At 63.5% G+C, this 17633-nt stretch carries 18 protein-coding genes; 12 read left to right on the top strand and 6 right to left on the bottom strand.

Annotation, left to right across the window (positions count from 1 at the left end; all coding sequences use genetic code 11):
- Positions 1–125 precede the first annotated feature (125 nt).
- Positions 126–866 (top strand): SDR family NAD(P)-dependent oxidoreductase, encoded by a 741-nt coding sequence (locus DOM36_RS01890; protein ID WP_110640894.1) that lies wholly within the window; start codon positions 126–128, stop codon positions 864–866.
- A gap of 24 nt (positions 867–890) precedes the next feature.
- Here the strand turns inward: DOM36_RS01890 and hisC are convergent, their stop codons facing one another.
- Positions 891–1943: a histidinol-phosphate transaminase gene (gene hisC / locus DOM36_RS01885; RefSeq protein ID WP_075569134.1), complete on the bottom strand. Its 1053-nt coding sequence runs from the start codon at positions 1941–1943 to the stop codon at positions 891–893.
- Between the two features lie 189 nt (positions 1944–2132).
- Between hisC and DOM36_RS01880 the strand changes: the two genes are divergently transcribed.
- From DOM36_RS01880 to mnmH, 5 genes are all read left to right on the top strand, one after another.
- Positions 2133–3230 carry an alkene reductase gene (locus DOM36_RS01880; RefSeq protein ID WP_110640892.1) on the top strand — a complete coding sequence of 366 codons (1098 nt, stop codon included), beginning with the start codon at positions 2133–2135 and terminating at the stop codon, positions 3228–3230.
- Between the two features lie 128 nt (positions 3231–3358).
- Positions 3359–3823: a copper resistance protein NlpE N-terminal domain-containing protein gene (locus DOM36_RS01875; RefSeq protein WP_075569136.1), complete on the top strand. Its 465-nt coding sequence runs from the start codon at positions 3359–3361 to the stop codon at positions 3821–3823.
- A gap of 185 nt (positions 3824–4008) precedes the next feature.
- On the top strand, positions 4009–5385 hold the full coding sequence (radA, locus tag DOM36_RS01870) for a DNA repair protein RadA (RefSeq protein WP_075569137.1): 1377 nt from the start codon (positions 4009–4011) through the stop codon (positions 5383–5385).
- 176 nt (positions 5386–5561) lie between these two features.
- Positions 5562–6602 carry a selenide, water dikinase SelD gene (gene selD / locus DOM36_RS01865; RefSeq protein ID WP_110640889.1) on the top strand — a complete coding sequence of 347 codons (1041 nt, stop codon included), beginning with the start codon at positions 5562–5564 and terminating at the stop codon, positions 6600–6602.
- A 29-nt stretch (positions 6603–6631) separates the two neighbouring features.
- Positions 6632–7747 carry a tRNA 2-selenouridine(34) synthase MnmH gene (gene mnmH / locus DOM36_RS01860; protein ID WP_075569295.1) on the top strand — a complete coding sequence of 372 codons (1116 nt, stop codon included), beginning with the start codon at positions 6632–6634 and terminating at the stop codon, positions 7745–7747.
- Between the two features lie 19 nt (positions 7748–7766).
- On the opposite strand, the gene DOM36_RS01855 is transcribed toward mnmH, so the two are convergent.
- Entirely contained in the window at positions 7767–8438 is a 672-nt protein-coding gene (locus tag DOM36_RS01855) for a type 1 glutamine amidotransferase (RefSeq protein WP_075569139.1), read from the bottom strand.
- Between the two features lie 59 nt (positions 8439–8497).
- Between DOM36_RS01855 and DOM36_RS01850 the strand changes: the two genes are divergently transcribed.
- The 3 genes from DOM36_RS01850 (at position 8498) to DOM36_RS01840 (ending at position 10390) form a co-directional block, all read left to right on the top strand.
- A complete protein-coding gene (locus tag DOM36_RS01850) occupies positions 8498–8800 on the top strand; it encodes an MGMT family protein (RefSeq protein ID WP_075569140.1) in 303 nt (100 codons plus the stop codon).
- Positions 8801–8810: 10 nt separating this feature from the next.
- Positions 8811–9410, top strand: a complete 600-nt coding sequence (locus tag DOM36_RS01845) for a YjaG family protein (RefSeq protein ID WP_110640887.1) — start codon at positions 8811–8813, stop codon at positions 9408–9410.
- Positions 9411–9613: 203 nt separating this feature from the next.
- Complete coding sequence (locus tag DOM36_RS01840; RefSeq protein WP_157958528.1) at positions 9614–10390, top strand: DUF3298 and DUF4163 domain-containing protein; 777 nt, start codon at positions 9614–9616, stop codon at positions 10388–10390.
- 180 nt (positions 10391–10570) lie between these two features.
- Here DOM36_RS01840 and hisF read toward each other — a convergent pair whose 3' ends face one another.
- From hisF to hisB, 4 genes are all read right to left on the bottom strand, one after another.
- Positions 10571–11344, bottom strand: coding sequence for an imidazole glycerol phosphate synthase subunit HisF (gene hisF, locus DOM36_RS01835; RefSeq protein ID WP_110640883.1), 774 nt, complete (start codon positions 11342–11344; stop codon positions 10571–10573).
- Positions 11341–12123, bottom strand: coding sequence for a 1-(5-phosphoribosyl)-5-[(5-phosphoribosylamino)methylideneamino]imidazole-4-carboxamide isomerase (hisA, locus tag DOM36_RS01830; RefSeq protein WP_110640881.1), 783 nt, complete (start codon positions 12121–12123; stop codon positions 11341–11343). The genes hisF and hisA overlap by 4 nt, the downstream gene beginning before the upstream one ends.
- 71 nt (positions 12124–12194) lie before the next feature.
- Positions 12195–12836, bottom strand: coding sequence for an imidazole glycerol phosphate synthase subunit HisH (gene hisH / locus DOM36_RS01825; protein ID WP_075569145.1), 642 nt, complete (start codon positions 12834–12836; stop codon positions 12195–12197).
- 40 nt (positions 12837–12876) lie between these two features.
- Positions 12877–13470, bottom strand: a complete 594-nt coding sequence (gene hisB / locus DOM36_RS01820; RefSeq protein ID WP_075569146.1) for an imidazoleglycerol-phosphate dehydratase HisB — start codon at positions 13468–13470, stop codon at positions 12877–12879.
- A gap of 204 nt (positions 13471–13674) precedes the next feature.
- On the opposite strand from hisB, the gene DOM36_RS01815 reads away from it, so the two are divergent.
- The 3 genes from DOM36_RS01815 to DOM36_RS01805 all read left to right on the top strand — a co-directional run bounded on the left by DOM36_RS01815 (position 13675) and on the right by DOM36_RS01805 (position 17624).
- Complete coding sequence (locus DOM36_RS01815; RefSeq protein WP_110640879.1) at positions 13675–16116, top strand: AsmA family protein; 2442 nt, start codon at positions 13675–13677, stop codon at positions 16114–16116.
- A 137-nt stretch (positions 16117–16253) separates the two neighbouring features.
- The gene (mutY, locus tag DOM36_RS01810; protein ID WP_110640877.1) at positions 16254–17339 is read left to right on the top strand and encodes an A/G-specific adenine glycosylase; all 1086 of its coding nucleotides are present in this window, start codon (positions 16254–16256) and stop codon (positions 17337–17339) included.
- A 12-nt stretch (positions 17340–17351) separates the two neighbouring features.
- Positions 17352–17624, top strand: a complete 273-nt coding sequence (locus DOM36_RS01805) for an oxidative damage protection protein (protein ID WP_110640875.1) — start codon at positions 17352–17354, stop codon at positions 17622–17624.
- Positions 17625–17633: the final 9 nt, after the last annotated feature.

The raw sequence follows: 17633 nt of genomic DNA, 5'->3' as shown, positions 1-17633 counted from the left end.
GTCCAGAACCTCATGCTCATAAGCTGGGGCAGTCGCACTTCAAGGCTCACTGCCGCCGCATGAGCTAGCCTTCTCCCTATCGATAACTATCTATCAATAACCATCTCCAGGTAGAAGAGGCCAGCATGCTGCAAACGTTACCCGATGGATTTACCGCTGTGATTACCGGTGCCGGCGGCGGAATCGGTCAGGCCCTGGTGCATCGTCTGCTCGAGAGTGAACGCCCGGGACGCGTCGTCGCGGTCTCTCGCCATATTGCCGAACATGATGATCCGCGCTTCGAGCATCTGGCGGCCGATGTTACGACTCAGGAGGGGCGGCATGCGCTAGGCGAGACGTTGGACGGCGCGCCTGTGCACCTGTTGTTCAATGCCATTGGCTTGCTTCATGACAAGCACCGAGCGATCTCTCCGGAGAAACGGCTCGAGGATCTCGATGCCGAAACACTCGCAACACTTTTTCAGGTCAACGCCATTACGCCGATTTTGCTGATCCAGACGCTGGCAGACTCGATCAAGGGGCGTCACCCCGTCATGATTGCCAGCCTCTCGGCCAGGGTGGGATCGATAGAAGACAACCGCTTGGGTGGATGGTACGGCTATCGGGCCAGCAAGGCAGCTCACAACATGTTTCTGCGTACCGCAGCCATCGAGCTTTTCCGCTACAACCGGCAGGCAATCGTACTCAGTCTGCATCCTGGAACGACCGACACCGGCCTTTCCCGACCTTTTCAGGACCGGGTTCCGGACGGCAAACTATTCACGCCGGCTTTCGTGGCGGAACGGTTGCTGGATGTAATGAACGACCGCCGCCCTGAAGAGAGCGGCAGTTTCTGGGACTGGGCAGGTGAGCCGATACCGTTCTAGTGCCGGAGGCGTTCCGCCACGCTTCTACTGCATGGCTTGCAGCGCTTCGATCAGGCTACTCATCTCGTCATCGGTGCCGATCGAAATACGCAGGAAGTCGCGAAGTCCATCCTTGTCGAAATGCCGTACCAGAATGCCACGCTCGCGCAAGCCGCCGAAAATCGTCGCGCCACTATGCTCTGCATGGCGCACGAACAGGAAATTGGTCTGCGATGGCAGGACGTCGAAGCCCAACGATGCGAGCTGCTGGCGTGTCCACTCCCGCGTCGCGATCACCTGGTCGCAGCAGGCCCGGAAATGGCTCTCGTCTTCCAACGAAGCGATGGCGACTTCACTGGCCAGCATGTCGATCGGGTAGGAATTGAACGAGTTTTTCACTCGCTCAAGGCCTTCGATGAGTTCGCGGGAGCCGATCGCGTAACCCACGCGCAGCCCGGCCAGGCTGCGAGATTTCGACAGGGTCCCGGTGACCAGAAGATTGGGATGATCGGCGACCAGGGGGACGGCACTCTCGCCGCCGAAATCGACGTAGGCCTCGTCGACCAAAACGACGCTCTCGGTGATACGCGCGAGCAACTGCGCAATCGCCTGGCGCGGATGACCATGGCCGGTCGGGGCATTGGGATTGGCGAACACCACGCCACCGTTATCGCTCTCGAATGCCTCGAGAGCGATCTGCCATTGATCGTCCAGTGCCACGGTGCGGTAGGCAATGTCGTACAGCTTGCAATAGACCGGATAGAAACTGTAGCTGATCGCCGGCATCAACAGTGGCTTCGGCTGACAGAAGAAAGCCTGGAAAGCCAGCGCCAACACCTCATCGGAACCATTGCCGACAAAGACCTGTTCCGGTTCCACGCCGTGCGTCTTCGCCAGTGCTTCACGTAGCGCCAACGACTCGGGGTCCGGGTAAAGACGCAGATGATCCACCGCAAACCGCTGCAGCACCTGCTCGACCGCGGGGGAGGGCGGATAAGGGTTCTCGTTGGTGTTGAGCTTGATCAGTTTTTCGCGCGGCTGTTCGCCCGGTACGTAGGGTGTCAGAGCGCGAACGGCGGGACTCCAGAATTGACTCATGATCTCTCGCGGGCACGTGTGTTGCGGGGGCCGAATCGGCGCTTTCGGGCAGCGTTTATAGTGACGTCAGGCCTGAATCGACGCAAGCCGTCTCACGGAATAAGGGCGGGACGGTTGATTAGTGCTCTAACGGCCGCATCTAGCAAATATCCGATTCATCATCTGCATCACTGTCATTCAAGGAATTTCATGGTTTACGACAAGCTGCTTTCGCCCATCACCGTCGGTGACGTCGAACTCTCCAATCGAGTCATGATGGCGCCATTGACCCGAGCCCGTACGCCGGACAGCGTGCCGGGAGCTCTGCAGGCGGAATATTACGCCCAGCGCGCCAACTCGGGGCTGATCATCAGCGAAGCGACCAATATCTCGCCGACCGCTCGTGGCTATGTCTACACACCGGGGATCTGGACCGACGCTCAGGAAACGGGCTGGCGCCAGGTCGTCGACGCCGTGCACGACGCCGGCGGCAGAATCGCGCTCCAGCTGTGGCACGTCGGGCGTATCTCGCACGAGATGGTACAGCCGGAGGGCCAGGCCCCCGTCGCGCCCAGCGCATTGCTTGCGGAAGGGGCCAACTGCTTCGTCGAATTCGAAGACGGCAGTTCCGGCCAGCACCCCACCAGCACGCCGCGGGCGCTGGAACTCGACGAAATTCCCAATGTGATCGACGACTACCGCCAGGCGGCCAAGCGCGCCAAGCGGGCGGGTTTCGATCTGGTCGAGGTGCACGCCGCCAACGCCTATCTGCTGCAGCAGTTCCTTGCCACCGGCAGCAACCAGCGCACCGATCGCTATGGCGGCAGCGTGGTCAACCGGGCCCGTCTGCTGCTGGAAGTCGTCGATGCGGTGACCGAAGTCATGGGCGCGGGTCGCGTCGGCGTGCGGTTGTCGCCGTTCATCGAAATCTTCGGGTTATCGGATGACGAGCCCGAAGCGATGATGGACTATCTGGCCGGTGAATTGAGCCGTCGCCAGATCGCCTACCTGCACATCAATGAGCCCGACTGGACCGGCGAGGGCCCGCAGCTGAGCGATGACTTCCGTCGCAATCTGCGCGAGAGCTTCACCGGTACGCTGATCTACTGCGGGCACTACACGGCCGAGCGCGCTGAGGCGCTGATCGAGCACGGTCTGGGTGATGCCGCTGCCTTTGGGCGAGCGTATATCGCCAATCCGGATCTGGTCGAGCGCTTTCGCCGCGACGCGGCCCTCAACGAACCGGATCCGGAGACTTTCTACGGCGGTGGTGCAAAAGGCTATACTGACTATCCGACGCTGGATTGAGCCGTTTCTGCGTGGCGGCCTGAGCCCTGACGGACGAATGGGATGTCACGCGCGAGACTTACCGCTATCCTGTCATGATGTGGCCGCTCAGGCGGCCTGTATGGCCCAGAAGTGCAAGGAGAACCAATATGCAGATCAGGACGTTGCTGGCCAGCGCCGCCACGGTAGCCGTATTGGCCGGTTGTGCCAGCGGTGGCACCCAAACGCAGACCGGCACCGCCGATTCATCTGCGGGTATGTCGTCAAGTGCCGTTACCTATGAAGGCACGTTGCCCTGCCGTAGCTGTGACGGTATCGATTTGACCGTCAATCTGAAGGGCACCGAGTCGTCGCCCGCTGCCGATCGTACCTTCACCCTCGAGGCCGATTATCAGAATCATCCGCAGAATCCGGACCCCGAGCAGTATGAAGGTCAGTGGGAAACGATGACCGGCACCGCGGTCGATCCGCAGGCGACGGTCTACGAACTGACGCCGAATGGCGAAGGTCAGATCTACTACTTCCAGAAGATCGACGACCGCACGCTGGAGCTGATCGATCCTCAGCGTCGTCGTTTCGAGAATGGGGAAACGCTACGTCTGACTCGCCAGTAAGCGTTGCGCTGGTGACTCGAGAGGCGGCCACTGGCCGCCTCTCGTCGTTTATGGATGCTGTTCACGGATGTCGTTGAGGGACGTCGTTGAACAGATGCCGCCCGGGTCGAGTCGTTCTGACAAAGCCATCTATGGCACCATACGCGTTTCGCAACCCCCTCCCGGCCTGATGGAGATCCACGCGCGTGGCAAAAGCGAAGAGCGCCTTTGTCTGCACTGAATGCGGTGCGGATTACAGTAAATGGCAGGGCCAGTGCAGCAACTGTCGTGAATGGAACACGTTGAGCGAGGTTCGGCTCGGCGGTGCCCGCCCCGGCGCGTCGACCAGCGGCGGTGGCGCTCGCGGCGGCTATACCGGTGCGCTGTCACGGGAAGTCGTCGATCTCTCCGGCGTCGACCTCACCGAGGTGCCGCGCTTCAGTTCGACGTTCGAGGAGTTCGATCGCGTACTCGGCGGCGGCCTGGTACCCGGCTCGGCGGTATTGCTGGGCGGGCATCCCGGCGCCGGCAAGTCGACCTTGCTGCTGCAGACGGCGTGTCGGCTGGCACAGAGCAAGCGCGTGCTTTACGTCACCGGCGAGGAGTCGCTGTCGCAGGTCGCCATGCGCGCTCATCGTCTGCAGTTGCCGACCCGTGGGCTCAAGATGCTCGCCGAGACCAGCATCGAAATACTGCTGGCCGTGGCCGAGCGGGAGCGCCCGGAGGTGCTGATCATCGACTCCATCCAGACCATGCATCTGGAAGATATCGGTTCGGCGCCCGGCGGCGTTGCCCAGGTCCGGGAATCGGCGGCGGCGCTGACGCGATTCGCCAAACAGAGCAATACCGTGCTGATGCTGGTCGGTCACGTCACCAAGGACGGTTCGCTGGCCGGGCCCAAGGTTCTGGAACACATGATCGACGCCTCGCTACTGCTCGAAGGCGGCAGCGATTCTCGCTTCCGGACCCTGCGCGGTCAGAAGAATCGCTTCGGTGCGATCAACGAGCTCGGGGTATTCGCGATGGTCGAGCTTGGCCTCAAGGAGGTCAAGAACCCCAGCGCGATCTTCCTGTCGCGCAGCGAGGAGCTGGCATCCGGCAGCCTGGTGATGGTGGTGTGGGAAGGCACGCGCCCGATCCTGGTCGAGGTACAGGCCCTGCTCGACGAGTCCGCACTGGGCAACCCGCGGCGGGTCGCGGTAGGGCTCGATCACAATCGTCTGGCGATGCTGCTGGCCGTGCTGCACAAGCACGGCGGCCTGTTCACCGGCGATCAGGACGTCTTTCTCAACGTCGTCGGCGGGGTCAAGGTACTCGAGACCAGCGCCGATCTGGCGGTGTTGCTCGCCGTGGTTTCCAGCCTCCAGAATCGACCGTTGCCGAGAGAGCTGGTGGTATTCGGCGAAGTGGGGCTTTCCGGCGAAATCCGTCCGGTACCGAGTGGCCAGGAGCGCATCATCGAAGCTGCCAAGCATGGCTTCACGCGTGCCATCGTGCCGCGTGGCAACGCGCCCAAGAAAGCGCCGCCCGGCATGCAGGTGGTGGCCGTCGACAAGCTGGCCGAGGCGCTGGAAGCGCTGTAAACGCGCCGCACCGGCTGAGCCCGGCGATTGGCGGCCGGGACGACGACATGCGGTGGCGCTGAGACGCGTCGCCGCGTCGGTTAAACTGCAGCCAGCAACGATATCTCCTGCAACGACATCGCCTATAACGGTATCCCCGTAACGATATTTCGAAAAAAGGGACGAGGAGTCAGATCATGAGTGCCATCCGCCTGACGCAATACAGCCATGGGGCCGGCTGCGGCTGCAAGATCGCCCCCGACGTGCTCGACCGCATCCTCGCCAAGGCGGGCCCGGGAGCCAACAGCAAACATCTGATCGTCGGCAACCAGGGGCGGGAAGATGCCGCCGTCTACGATCTGGGCGACGGCCGCGGACTGATTTCCACGACCGATTTCTTCATGCCGATCGTCGACGATCCGTTCGATTTCGGCCGCATCGCTGCCACCAACGCCATCAGCGACGTCTACGCCATGGGCGGCACGCCGATCATGGCGCTGGGGATTCTCGGCTGGCCACTCGACAAGCTGTCGGCGGAAATCGCCGGCGATGTCATGTCCGGTGCCCAGGCCGTCTGTCGCGAGCTGGGCGTCGCTCTGGCGGGAGGCCACTCCATCGATGCGCCGGAGCCGATCTTCGGGCTCTCGGTCAACGGCCTGGTCGATCTCGACAATCTCAAGCTCAACAGCGGTGCCAGGCCCGGCGATCTGCTCTATCTGACCAAGCCGCTGGGCGTCGGTCTGCTGACGACGGCGGAAAAGCAGGGCCTGCTGCAGGCCGGGCATCACGGACTCGCTCGCGAAACCATGCTGATCGCCAACGATATCGGCAGGGAGCTGGCGAAAGTTGCCGGCTTGCATGCCATGACCGACGTCACTGGCTTCGGGCTGGCCGGACATCTAAGCGAGGTGTGTGCGGCCAGTGGGGTCGAGGCGCGAATCGATTTCGCCAAGTTGCCGCGGCTCGCCGAAGCCGAAGCGTATCGTCGTCAAGGCGCGGTGCCGGGCGGCACCGGACGCAATCGTGAGGCGATCGGGTCCGCGCTGCCGGATATGGACGCTGCCCACTGGCAGTGGCTGTGCGACCCGCAGACCTCCGGTGGCCTGTTGCTCGCCGTGGATCCGGCCTGGGCGGACGATGTCGAACGGATCGGACGCGACCACCAGATCAAGCTCGAAGCCTTCGGAGAGTGCGTCAGCCCGCGTGGCGGCCCTGGCCTGATCGAGGTGCGCGGTTGAAGGGTAATGACAAGAGCACTCGCCAGGGAATGCGTCAGGGCGAGCGCCAGGAAAAGTTTCAGGCCAATGAATTCGTCGATGCGGATCTCGCGCTGCTCGATCGGCCGCTGCTGGACGTGCGGGCGCCGATCGAGTTCGCGGCCGGCGCCTTGCCGGGCGCGATCAACCTGCCACTGATGAACGACGACGAGCGTCGCGAGGTCGGTATTCGCTACAAGCACGCGGGGCAGGCTTCTGCGGTCGAGCTGGGTAATCGCCTGGTTTCCGGGGAGAGTCGCGACGCGCGCCTGAGCGCCTGGGAGCGGGCCATCGAGGCGGCGCCGGATAGCGTGATCTACTGTTTTCGTGGCGGGATGCGCTCGAAGATTTCGCAGCAGTGGCTCGCCGAACGCGGTTATCCGCTGCCCCGCATCCGTGGCGGCTGGAAAGCGATGCGCAGCCGACTGATCGAGACGCTCGAATCCCATAGTCAGGCACCTTTGCTGCTGGTGGCCGGGCTGACCGGCTGCGCCAAGACGGCGCTGATCAATTCGCTGGATTCGGGTGTGGACCTGGAAGGCCACGCGCGCCACAAGGGCTCCGCCTTTGGCCAGCATCCGCTGGCCGGGCCGTCGCAGATCGATTTCGAACATGGGTTGACGCTGGATCTGGTGCGCCTGCCGCATGCGCGGGTGGTCGAGGACGAGTCGCAGCGCATCGGCCGGCTGGCGGTTCCGGCCACTTTCTGGCAGTCGATGAAGATGGCCCCGTGCATTCGCGTCGAGATGCCGCTGGAGTGGCGTCTGGAACAGATACGCAAGGACTACATTGAAGATCTGAGTTCGACCTATCATCGCGATTACGGTCCGCATCTGGGCGAAGTGCTGTTTCGCAAGCAGCTCTCCGGCGCCCTCAAGCGTTTGGGTAAACGTCTGGGCGGTGAACGTCTGGCGCGGCTGATCGAGGCCCAGCAGCGGGCGTTCTCGGCCCAGCGTCACGGCAACGTTCAGGCACACGACGATTGGCTCGCGCCATTGCTGCGGGAGTACTACGACCCCATGTATCGTCATCAGATCGACCATCAGCCCCGGCCGACGCTGCATGTCGGCGACTGGGACAGCTGTCTGGCGGTGGCGCGACAATGGGAGCGAGAGCAGACCGGCTAGTCAGGGCCGTGGCTGAAATCTAGCGGTATTCGAGCCATTGCGTCATGATCCGATCCAGCAGCGCGGCCTGCCGATCGAAGCGCTTGGGGTCGCGAAGCATCTCGTCTCGGGTGTGAATGGTCGGAATATTGGCAGCCGTTGGCAGGTCGTGGTCGCAAAGGGCCGTGGTGTCCTGAGCCGTCAGCTCCAGATGCCACTGCAGCGCGATGACGCGCCCCAGGTCCCAGGCAAAGCCCTGCACCGGTCCGGCTGGCGTGCTGCCCAGCGGCAGGCAACCATCCGGCAGGCCGAAGATATCGCGGTGCCAGAGCAGCGCCTCGAAGGTCTCCGGTAGATCGAAGGGGCTTTCGTCTGCCAGCGTCAGCGGTTGCCAGCCGATTTCCGGCTGCACCGCGGGAGAGACGATGGCGCCAAGCGACTCGGCGATCAGGCCGGCGCCGTAGCCGATGCCCAGCACCGGTTTGCTGCTCTTCATGGCGCGGTCGACCAGCTTGCGTTCCCGCTTGAGCAGGGCCGCCTCGGGCGGTTCGAGCGCGTCGAGCAGCACCAACGCATCGCAGTTGGCCAACGGCGGCGGCAGTTCGCCCTCGTCCAGTCGGCAGTGGTTATGGCTATGGCCCATGCCGGTGAGCCAATCCGCCAGACGGGCGGGGCCGAACAACGGGCTATGCTGGAGGAAATAGATATGCATGATAGGCCCATCATGGGGATGACCAGGCCGCTCCACAAGCGGGTAACGGGGATTTAGCAATGGCCATTCGTGCCCAGATCCTCGAACAGATCTACACCATCGTGGCGCAGATCCCGCCGGGACGCGTCACGACCTATGGCCGGATCGCCCAAATGACGGAAGGGGCGACAGCGCGTCTGGTAGGCACGGCGATGCGCCAACTGCCCACCGGTCACGATCTGCCCTGGTACCGGGTCATTGGCGCCAGTCGGCGAATTGCCGACCATGGTGGCGCCCAACGCCAGCACGAGCAATTGCGCGCCGAGGGTGTCGTGTTCGACGCCAGCGGCCGCGTACCGATGCATTTGATGTGGCCAGAATGACGAGGAATTCATGACCAAGCCCAGCGGTAGCTTCAACGCCAGAGTGCGTCAGCTCGACGCGCGTCAACAGATCGCGTTCATGGCCGCGCTGAGCGAGCGGCTGGTGCCCAACTATGCGCTCTATGCGGGGATGAGCGGTCACGGCAACCCCGGCGTGTTGAACAACGTGCTGGATCTGGTGTGGGAGCGGCTCAAGGTCGCCTCCGCCAGGATCGATTTCGACAAGCAGGCCGAGAAGCTGGCCGAGGTCGAGCCCCCGGAGGCCGACGACAGTTTCGGGGCACGACGGGCGACGGAGAGCGTCATGGCCCTGACCACGTTGCTCGATACCCTGCGCGGAGAGGCACCGGATGCGGCGCTGGAGGTGAGTCGGGTCTCCCGCAACGGTGTACGCGCCTTTATCGAGATGACCGAGGGCAGCGAGGAGGCCGAGCGCCTCGATGCGCTGTTCCGTGAACATGAACTGATGCAGGACGAGCGCGATTTCCAGGATGCGGTACTCGAAGCGCTCGAGGCCGATCCGAAGCTAGCCGATCTTTCGGCGCTGCGCGTATTGGGGCGTAATTACGGCATCAGCAATCTTGGCCTGAGCCTCGACGAATCCGCCTGACCAGCCGGCTGTGGATAAACCGGCTACGCTAGAGGGTGTTGATAACCGTTTGCGGGGTGCCGGATGCTGACACTGAACCGGTGGACGGTGGACGGTGGACGGTGGACGGTGGACGGTGATGAAGGTCAAGGCGTTGCGGCATCGGGATCATGCCGACTGAGACAGGGAGCGGTCCGCAGGAATCACGTTCAAGGAGGAACATCATGCAGAAAGGTTGGTGGATAGGCGGAATGGTGCTGGTCAGCGTCATGCTGGCGGGTTGCCAGAGTCTGACCGGGTGGGGCGGCGATGCGCTGCGCACCGAACCGGTCGTCAAGCACGTGCACGAGCCCGGCTGTGAAGTCGATGGCTGTGCCAGCGTCAACGCTGCGTACCTGCGCTTCCCCGAGTCGTCACTGCTCTCGGCCGAGCTCGAGCGCCGCCTGTTCGGTCTGGCGAGCGGATTGAGCGACAATCCCGATGGCAATCCCATGGGGCAGGCAACGACCTTCGAGGATTTTTCCAGCCAGCTGTTCGCGGCCGCACAGAGCGCTCGCCAGGATGTGCCGGAACTGCCCGGCTACGAAGCCGATCTCAAGGCCGACGTCGTGGCAGATCGCGATGGCCTGCTGGTGATCGAGCTCGATGGCTACCTCTACAGCGGCGGTGCGCACGGCTTGCCGTTGACTTCCTACATGGTGATCGAGCGCGATAAGCAGCAGGTCGTTGACCTTGACGACATGCTGTTGCCGGGACAGCGTCCGGCCTATGAGGCAGCTCTCGAGCGCGCCCACCGGCGCTGGCTCCAGTCCGATCAGGCATTCGGATTGTCCGAGCTGCAGTGGCCGTTCGCGACATCGGATAACGTAGCACCGCTGAAAGCGGGTCTGGCGATCAAGTATCAGGTCTATGATCTGGCGCCGTATGCAGTGGGCCAGCCGCAGCTGATGATCCCTTACCCCGAACTCGATGGCATTCTCAAACCGCGCTACCTGCCTTGATCTCCGACCCTGCAACGGCACATGCACTGAAACCATGAAAGCGCCATGCCTGAATCAGGCATGGCGCTTCGTCTTGACGCTCGTCGGTGGCTCACCGTCACCGTCTGATGACCTCGACGCCGGGATCCATTCAACGCCGGGATGACCTCAAAACCGAAAACGCTCCAGGTCGAGATAGCCTCAGAGACGCATCTCGATCCCCTGTTCGGCCATGTAACGCTTGGCGTCGGGAATCGTGTACTCACCGAAGTGGAAGATGCTGGCGGCGAGGACCGCATCGGCACCGCCTTCCTTGACCCCAGCCACCAGGTGATCGAGATTGCCGACGCCGCCGGAAGCGATCACCGGCACCTCGACCGCATCGCTTATCGCGCGGGTCACGCCGAGATCGAAACCCACCTTGGTGCCGTCGCGGTCCATGCTGGTCAGCAGCAGCTCGCCGGCGCCGTACTCGACCATCTTGCGCGCCCAGTCCACCGCATCCAGCCCGGTCGGGCGTCGCCCGCCGTGGGTGAAGATTTCCCAGCGCGGCGGCTCGCCGTCGGCGCTGACCTTCTTGGCGTCGATCGCCACCACGATGCACTGGCTGCCGAAGCGCTCGGCTGCCTCGCGGACGAAATCCGGATTGGTGACGGCCGCGGTATTGATCGAGACCTTGTCCGCCCCGGCATTGAGCATGGTACGGATATCTTCGCAGCGACGGATGCCGCCGCCCACGGTCAGCGGAATGAACACCTCGCCGGCGATGCGCTCGACCATCTCGACGGTGGTATCGCGATCTTCGTGGCTGGCGGTAATGTCGAGAAAGGTGATCTCGTCGGCGCCCTGCTGGTTGTAGCGCTTGGCGATCTCGACCGGGTCGCCGGCGTCACGAATCCCCACGAAATTGACGCCCTTGACCACACGGCCGGCATCGACATCGAGGCAGGGAATGATGCGTTTGGCCAATGTCATGAGCGAACTCCCGCAGCGTCGATCCGGTCGCCCCGAATCGAATCACCCTGAATCGAATCACTTAGCGCCTGCGCCTCGGCCACATCGAGCGATCCTTCGTAGATGGCTCTGCCGGTGATGGCACCGATGATGCCGCTGTCGGCAACCTTGGCCAGCGCGCGGATATCCTCCAGGTCGGTCACGCCGCCCGAGGCGATCACCGGCAGCCCCCCGTCCCGGGCGAGCTGCGCGGTGGCCTCGACGTTGACGCCCTGCATCATGCCGTCGCGGGCGATGTCGGTGTAGACGATCGAGGAGACGCCATCGTCGGCAAAGCGCTTGGCCAGATCCACCGCCTTGACCGTCGAGACCTCGGCCCAGCCGTCGGTAGCGACGAAGCCGTCGCGGGCGTCCAGGCCGACGATCACGTGACCGGGGAACCGGCGGCACATCTCGCCGACGAAAGCCGGTTCCTTGACTGCCTTGGTGCCGATGATCACGTAGCTGACACCGGCGGCGAGGTAATGCTCGATGGTCTCCGCACTACGGATGCCGCCGCCGATCTGGATCGGCAGATCCGGGAAGGCGCGGGCGATGGCCGTGACGGCTTCGCCATTGACGGGTTGGCCCTCGAAGGCGCCGTTGAGATCGACCAGATGCAGCCGACGCGCGCCGGCCTCGACCCAGCGTGCGGCCATCGCGACCGGATCGTCCCCGTAAGAGGTGGCGTCGTCCATGCGGCCCTGCTTGAGGCGCACGCACTGGCCGTCCTTGAGATCGATGGCGGGAATTACCAGCATGGTTTCGAGTCCTTTGAGTCAGTCAGGTGCCGTCTGAAAAGCCGGCGCGGCAGCCACTTTTCGGATGGTGCCTAGGGCGCCCAGTTGACGAAATTTTCCAGCAATTGCAGGCCGTCCCTGGCGCTCTTCTCCGGATGGAACTGGACGGCGAAGACGGTACCGCGACCGGTGACCACATGGGCGTCGATGCCGGCGTATTCGGTGGTGCCGAAGATATCGCCATCCCTTTCGGCTTCGACGTAGTAGCTGTGCACGAAGTAGAACCGTGCACCGTCCTCGATACCATTCCAGAGCGGATGTTGGTGATGCTGTGTCACCCGATTCCAGCCCATGTGCGGCACCTTCAGCCGCTCGCCGTCGGGCGTGGTCAGCTTGTGCCCGAATCGACGTACCTTGCCGGGGAGAAAGCTCAGGCAGTCGACACCGCCGTTCTCCTCGCTGCGATCGAACAGCATCTGCTGACCGACACAGATTCCCAGCAGCGGCTTGGCCTGTTCCTCGAGCAGATCCTTGACCAGGCCTTCGAGCTCGGTGCGTTGCAGTTCGCCCATGCAGTCGCGAATCGCGCCCTGACCGGGCAGCACCAGCCGGGAGGCGCCACGAATCGAACGCGGATCGCGGGTCACCATGACGTTTTCATGAGTGACGTGCTCGAGCGCCTTGGCCACGGAGTGCAGATTGCCCATTCCGTAATCGATCACGGCGATCGTCATTGCGGTTCCCTCGCTGATTCGGTGGTATCGATGGACGGTATCACAGGCTGCCTTTGGTCGACGGCATCTGGCCGGCCATGCGCGGGTCTTGTTCGACCGCCGCGCGCAGCGCCCGACCGAACGCCTTGAAGATGGTTTCCGCCTGATGGTGCGCGTTGAAGCCCTTGAGGTTATCGATATGCAGCGTGACCTGGGCATGATTGACGAAGCCCTGGAAGAACTCCCAGAACAGCTGGGTATCCAGTCGACCGATCGTCGCCCGGGTGAATTCGACATCCATGAACAGGCCGGAACGGCCGGAGAAATCGATCACCACGCGGGACAGCGCTTCGTCGAGCGGCACATAGGCATGGCCGTAACGACGGATGCCGCGCTTGTCGCCGATCGCCTTGGCGAATGCCTGGCCGAGCGTGATGCCGAGATCCTCGACGGTGTGGTGCTCGTCGATCTCGAGATCGCCCTTGGCATCGATCGTCAGATCGAGCATGCCGTGGCGAGCCACCTGGTCCAGCATATGGTCGAGGAAGGGGACCCCGGTCTGGCAATCCAGGCGGCCGCTGCCGTCCAGGTTCACCGTGACCGTGATCTGCGTCTCGTTGGTGTTGCGTGACACCGTGGCGATGCGCTCGGACATGCGTGGGGAATCTCCCGGTACGGTTGGCGAGAATCGGCCATTATAGTGAATCGGGCCCTGCATCCGCTACAATGGCAGCGTTTATCGAGCGGCTATCATCGTATCGCCATCGGGTTCGGTCACGATGGTCGCTTCAAGATGCCGGCGATGCACCGTTTGCCGTCCGCAGGTGGCTGTCGATGGCCGCGCACAGGGAGGATTCGAATGAAGGGGCTGTTCAGAGCGTTGCTGGCGGCAGTCGGGGTGCTGGGGATCGTTGTCGTGGTGGCGGTGGTCTACATCACCACGTTTTTCGACCCGAACGATCTCAAGCCGCGTCTGATCGAGGCGGTTCGCAGTCAAAGCGGCCTCGAGCTACGCCTCGATGGCCCGTTATCGTGGTCCTTCTATCCGCGCATCGGCGTCAGCGTCAAGGATGCCGAGGCCTGGCTCCCCGGGCAGCCCGAGGAAGATGCACCCTTCGTCGGTTTCGACAGCGCCGAAGTCAGCGTGGCGTTCACGCCGCTGCTGACCGGAGATGTCTCCGTCGACGGTCTGATCCTGGATGGCATGCGCCTCAACCTGGCCCGCGATGCCCAGGGCCAGGGCAACTGGCAGGTGCTGCTGGATCGGCTGGCCGCCACCGACAACGTCGGCCAGTCGCCGCAGAACGCTGGCGGCTCGGCAACCCCCGCGGAGACATCATCGGAGAACCCGGTACCGCCAGAGAATCCGACGCAGCCCGAGAAGAAGGGCCCTGGTCTGAAGCAGGGCGATGACCAGCCGGTGGCGTTCGATATCGCCAGCGTCAAGGTCTCCAATAGTCAGGTGAACTACGTCGATCGGCAGAAGTCGCTGGATATCACACTGGCCAATCTGAGTCTGCAGAGCAGCAACGTCAGCCCCCAGGCGTCGTTTCCGGTCCAGCTCTCCTTCGACGTCGACGGACGCCAACCGGACGTAAACGGCAACCTGAAGCTCAAGAGCCAGATGCGCATGGATCTCGGCGCCGAGCGCTACACCTTCGAGAACGTGACGCTCAACGGCAAGGCTCAGATGCCGACGCTGGCCGAGCAGGCCCAGACGCTCAATCTGAAGGTTGCGACGCTGGTCGCCGATACGCAGGCGAAGCAGTATCGCGCCGACGGCATTCAGCTCGGCGCTTCGCTCTATCACGCCGCCATGCAGGAAGCGCCGCTGTCGCTGGATCTCCAGGCCAATGCCGTGGCCGATCTGCAGGCCCAGACCGCCACGCTCTCCGATCTCGCCTTGAGCGGAGACGATGGGCTGAACCTGAAAGGCAACCTGGACGTCACGCAACTGGACGACGCGCCTCGATACCACGGACGAATGGAACTGGCTCCGCTATCGGTTCGGGACTGGCTGACGCGCTTCGGCGTCGAGGTGAACAGTGCCGACGACAAGGCGCTCACCGCGCTCTCGCTGAGCGGGCCGTTCTCCGGCGATACCCAGCGTATCGATTTCGACGATCTGCAGATGACGCTGGATAACACTCAGCTCCGCGGTTCGCTGGGCGCCGCGTTCGACGGTCAGGCACTGAATTTCGACCTGGCCGGCGACCAGTTGGACCTGGACCGTTATCTGGCGCCGCGAGCGCCGAAGGCGGGCGACGGCGAGTCGAGCGAGGGTGGTGAAGGTAAACAGACCGCCTGGCTGTCGGCGCTTGGCGTCGCGCCGGCCCTGGCTGCAGCGGAAGGCGCAGAGCTGCTCCCCGTCGATTGGCTGGCCGGACTCGAGCAGGAAGGGCATCTGACGCTGGACTCACTCAAGGCCAAGGGAATCAAGCTGAGCGATGTCGAGCTGTCCACCAGCGGTAGCGGCGGACGCCAGCGTATCGACTCTCTCGCCGCCAGCCTCTACGACGGTTCGCTGCAGGCTTCCAGCGCCCTGGACCTGCGTCAGCCGCCGATCAAGCTCTCCTTCACCGAGCGCATGAGCGGTGTCGATATCGCGCCGTTCTATCAGGACTTCAGCGGCAAGGCATCACCGCTGCGTGGCAAGCTAAACCTGCAGGGCGATTTCGATTCGCAGACCAATACCGCCCAGGGTCTCGAGCAGAATCTCGACGGTCAGGCGGCGCTGCGGATCGACGATGGCGCGATGCTCGACGTCAACGTGTCGCGTCAGCTGTGCACGGCCGTGGCGACCCTGGAAGGCCGTGAATCGACCCGCGAGTGGAGCGAGGACACCGCCTTCGACCGCCTGCAGGCCAGCGTGACGATCAACAACGGCGTGGTACACAACGACGATCTCGACATCGCCATCCCGGGCATCGACGTGACCGGCGAGGGCGACGTCAATCTGGTGACCAATCGCCTCGACTACCGTGCCGCGGCGCGCTTCACCGATACCGCCGACGAGGCGGCCTGCGGTGTCAACCCGCGGCTGGCCAAGGTCGACGTCCCGATCCGCTGCCAGGGCAGTCTGGACGACGCCCCGGGCCAGTGGTGCGGCTTCGACCGCGAGGCGTTCCAGAGTTCGCTGGCGAATCTCGCCAAGAGCGAGGCCAGGCGCAAGGCCGGGGAGCGGGTCGACGAAGAGCTGAACAAGCAGCTCGACGACGAGACCCGCCAGAAGATCGACGACAAGCTGGGAGACGGGGCGGCCGACAAGCTCGGCAACAAGATCCGGGACCTGTTCCAGTAAGTTCGATCCAGGGTTACCCGTTGCGCCGACACCCTGTCGGCGCAACGTCTTCGCTGACAGGGTGTCGGTCTCCCTGCCGCGATCCATGAGTTTTCCCCCCTGAATCCGTAGGTTTCACAATTCTGAAGAGGTGCCGTTTGGCAGAGATAGCCCTATCGGACGAGGCCTTTCGCCAACGCGTGTTCGACTGGTTCGATGCGCACGGCCGCAAGTCTTTGCCGTGGCAGTACGACAAGACGCCGTACCGGATCTGGGTGTCGGAGATCATGCTCCAGCAGACTCAGGTCACCACTGTCATTCCCTATTTCGAACGCTTCATGGCGCGCTTTCCCGATGTCCAGGCGTTGGCCCAAGCGCCTCAGGATGACGTGCTGCATCTTTGGACGGGGCTTGGCTACTACGCCCGCGCGCGCAACCTGCACAAGGCTGCCAAGGTCGTCGTGGCCGAGTACGCCGGAGAGTTCCCGACCCACGATCTCGCAGCGATGACCGCCTTGCCGGGAATCGGCCGCTCGACCGCCGGCGCTATCGTCAGCATCAGTACCGGCCAGCGGGCCGCGATTCTCGATGGCAACGTCAAACGCGTGCTGGCCCGCCTGCATGCGGTGGACGGCTGGCCGGGCAAGGGCGACGTTCTGGCGAGACTATGGACGCTGGCGGAACGCTATACGCCTCACCGGCGACTGCCGGACTACACCCAGGCGATGATGGATCTGGGCGCGATGATCTGCACTCGCGGCAAGCCGAGCTGCCTGCTGTGTCCGTTCGAGGATGTCTGCGTGGCACACGCCCAGGGCGATGAGCGCCGCTACCCCGGTTCCAAACCCAGGCGCGAGTTGCCGATGCGCCAGACACAGATGTTACTGTTGCAGGACGACACGGGCCGAGTCCTGCTCGAGCAGCGTCCGCCCAGCGGCCTGTGGGGCGGTCTATGGGGCTTTCCCCAGTTCGAGGGAGACAGCGAGCTGCATGAGTGGCTGGAACGCCACTGCCGGGGCGTGCATCTCGAATCCGCCTGGCGGCCGTTCACGCACACGTTCACCCATTTTCGGCTGGAGATCACCCCCCGCCCGGCAAGGCTTCCGGGCCAGCACGTCATCCCGGCGGTGGCCGAGTCCAATCGGCAGTGGGTCGATCCCGCCGAGCCCGCCAGCGTCGGTCTGGCTGCGCCGGTGAAAGCGCTGCTGGCGACGCTCGCCCAGACCCACGCACTCAACGCATGACAGGAGGTTTTCATGGCGCAGACCGTATTTTGCCGCAAGTATCAGCAAGAGCTCGACGCTCTGGCATTTCCGCCGCTGCCCGGCCCCAAGGGCCAGGAGATCCAGCAGACGGTTTCCAAACGTGCCTGGGAGGAGTGGCAGGCGTTGCAGACCCGGCTGATCAACGAAAAGCATCTCAACATGCTGGACCCGGAATCGCGGGCATATTTGATGACCCAGATGAACCGCTTCTTCGACAACCAGGAAACCGATCATGCCGAGGGGTACGTACCGCCCGGCCAGTGATTTCGGGCG

Origin of the sequence: Salinicola sp. CPA57 (assembly GCF_003206035.1) — a bacterium.
Classification (GTDB): Bacteria; Pseudomonadota; Gammaproteobacteria; order Pseudomonadales; family Halomonadaceae; genus Salinicola; species Salinicola socius.
Note: the sequence above shows the minus strand (reverse complement) of the source record. Positions and strands in the feature narration are given on the sequence as shown.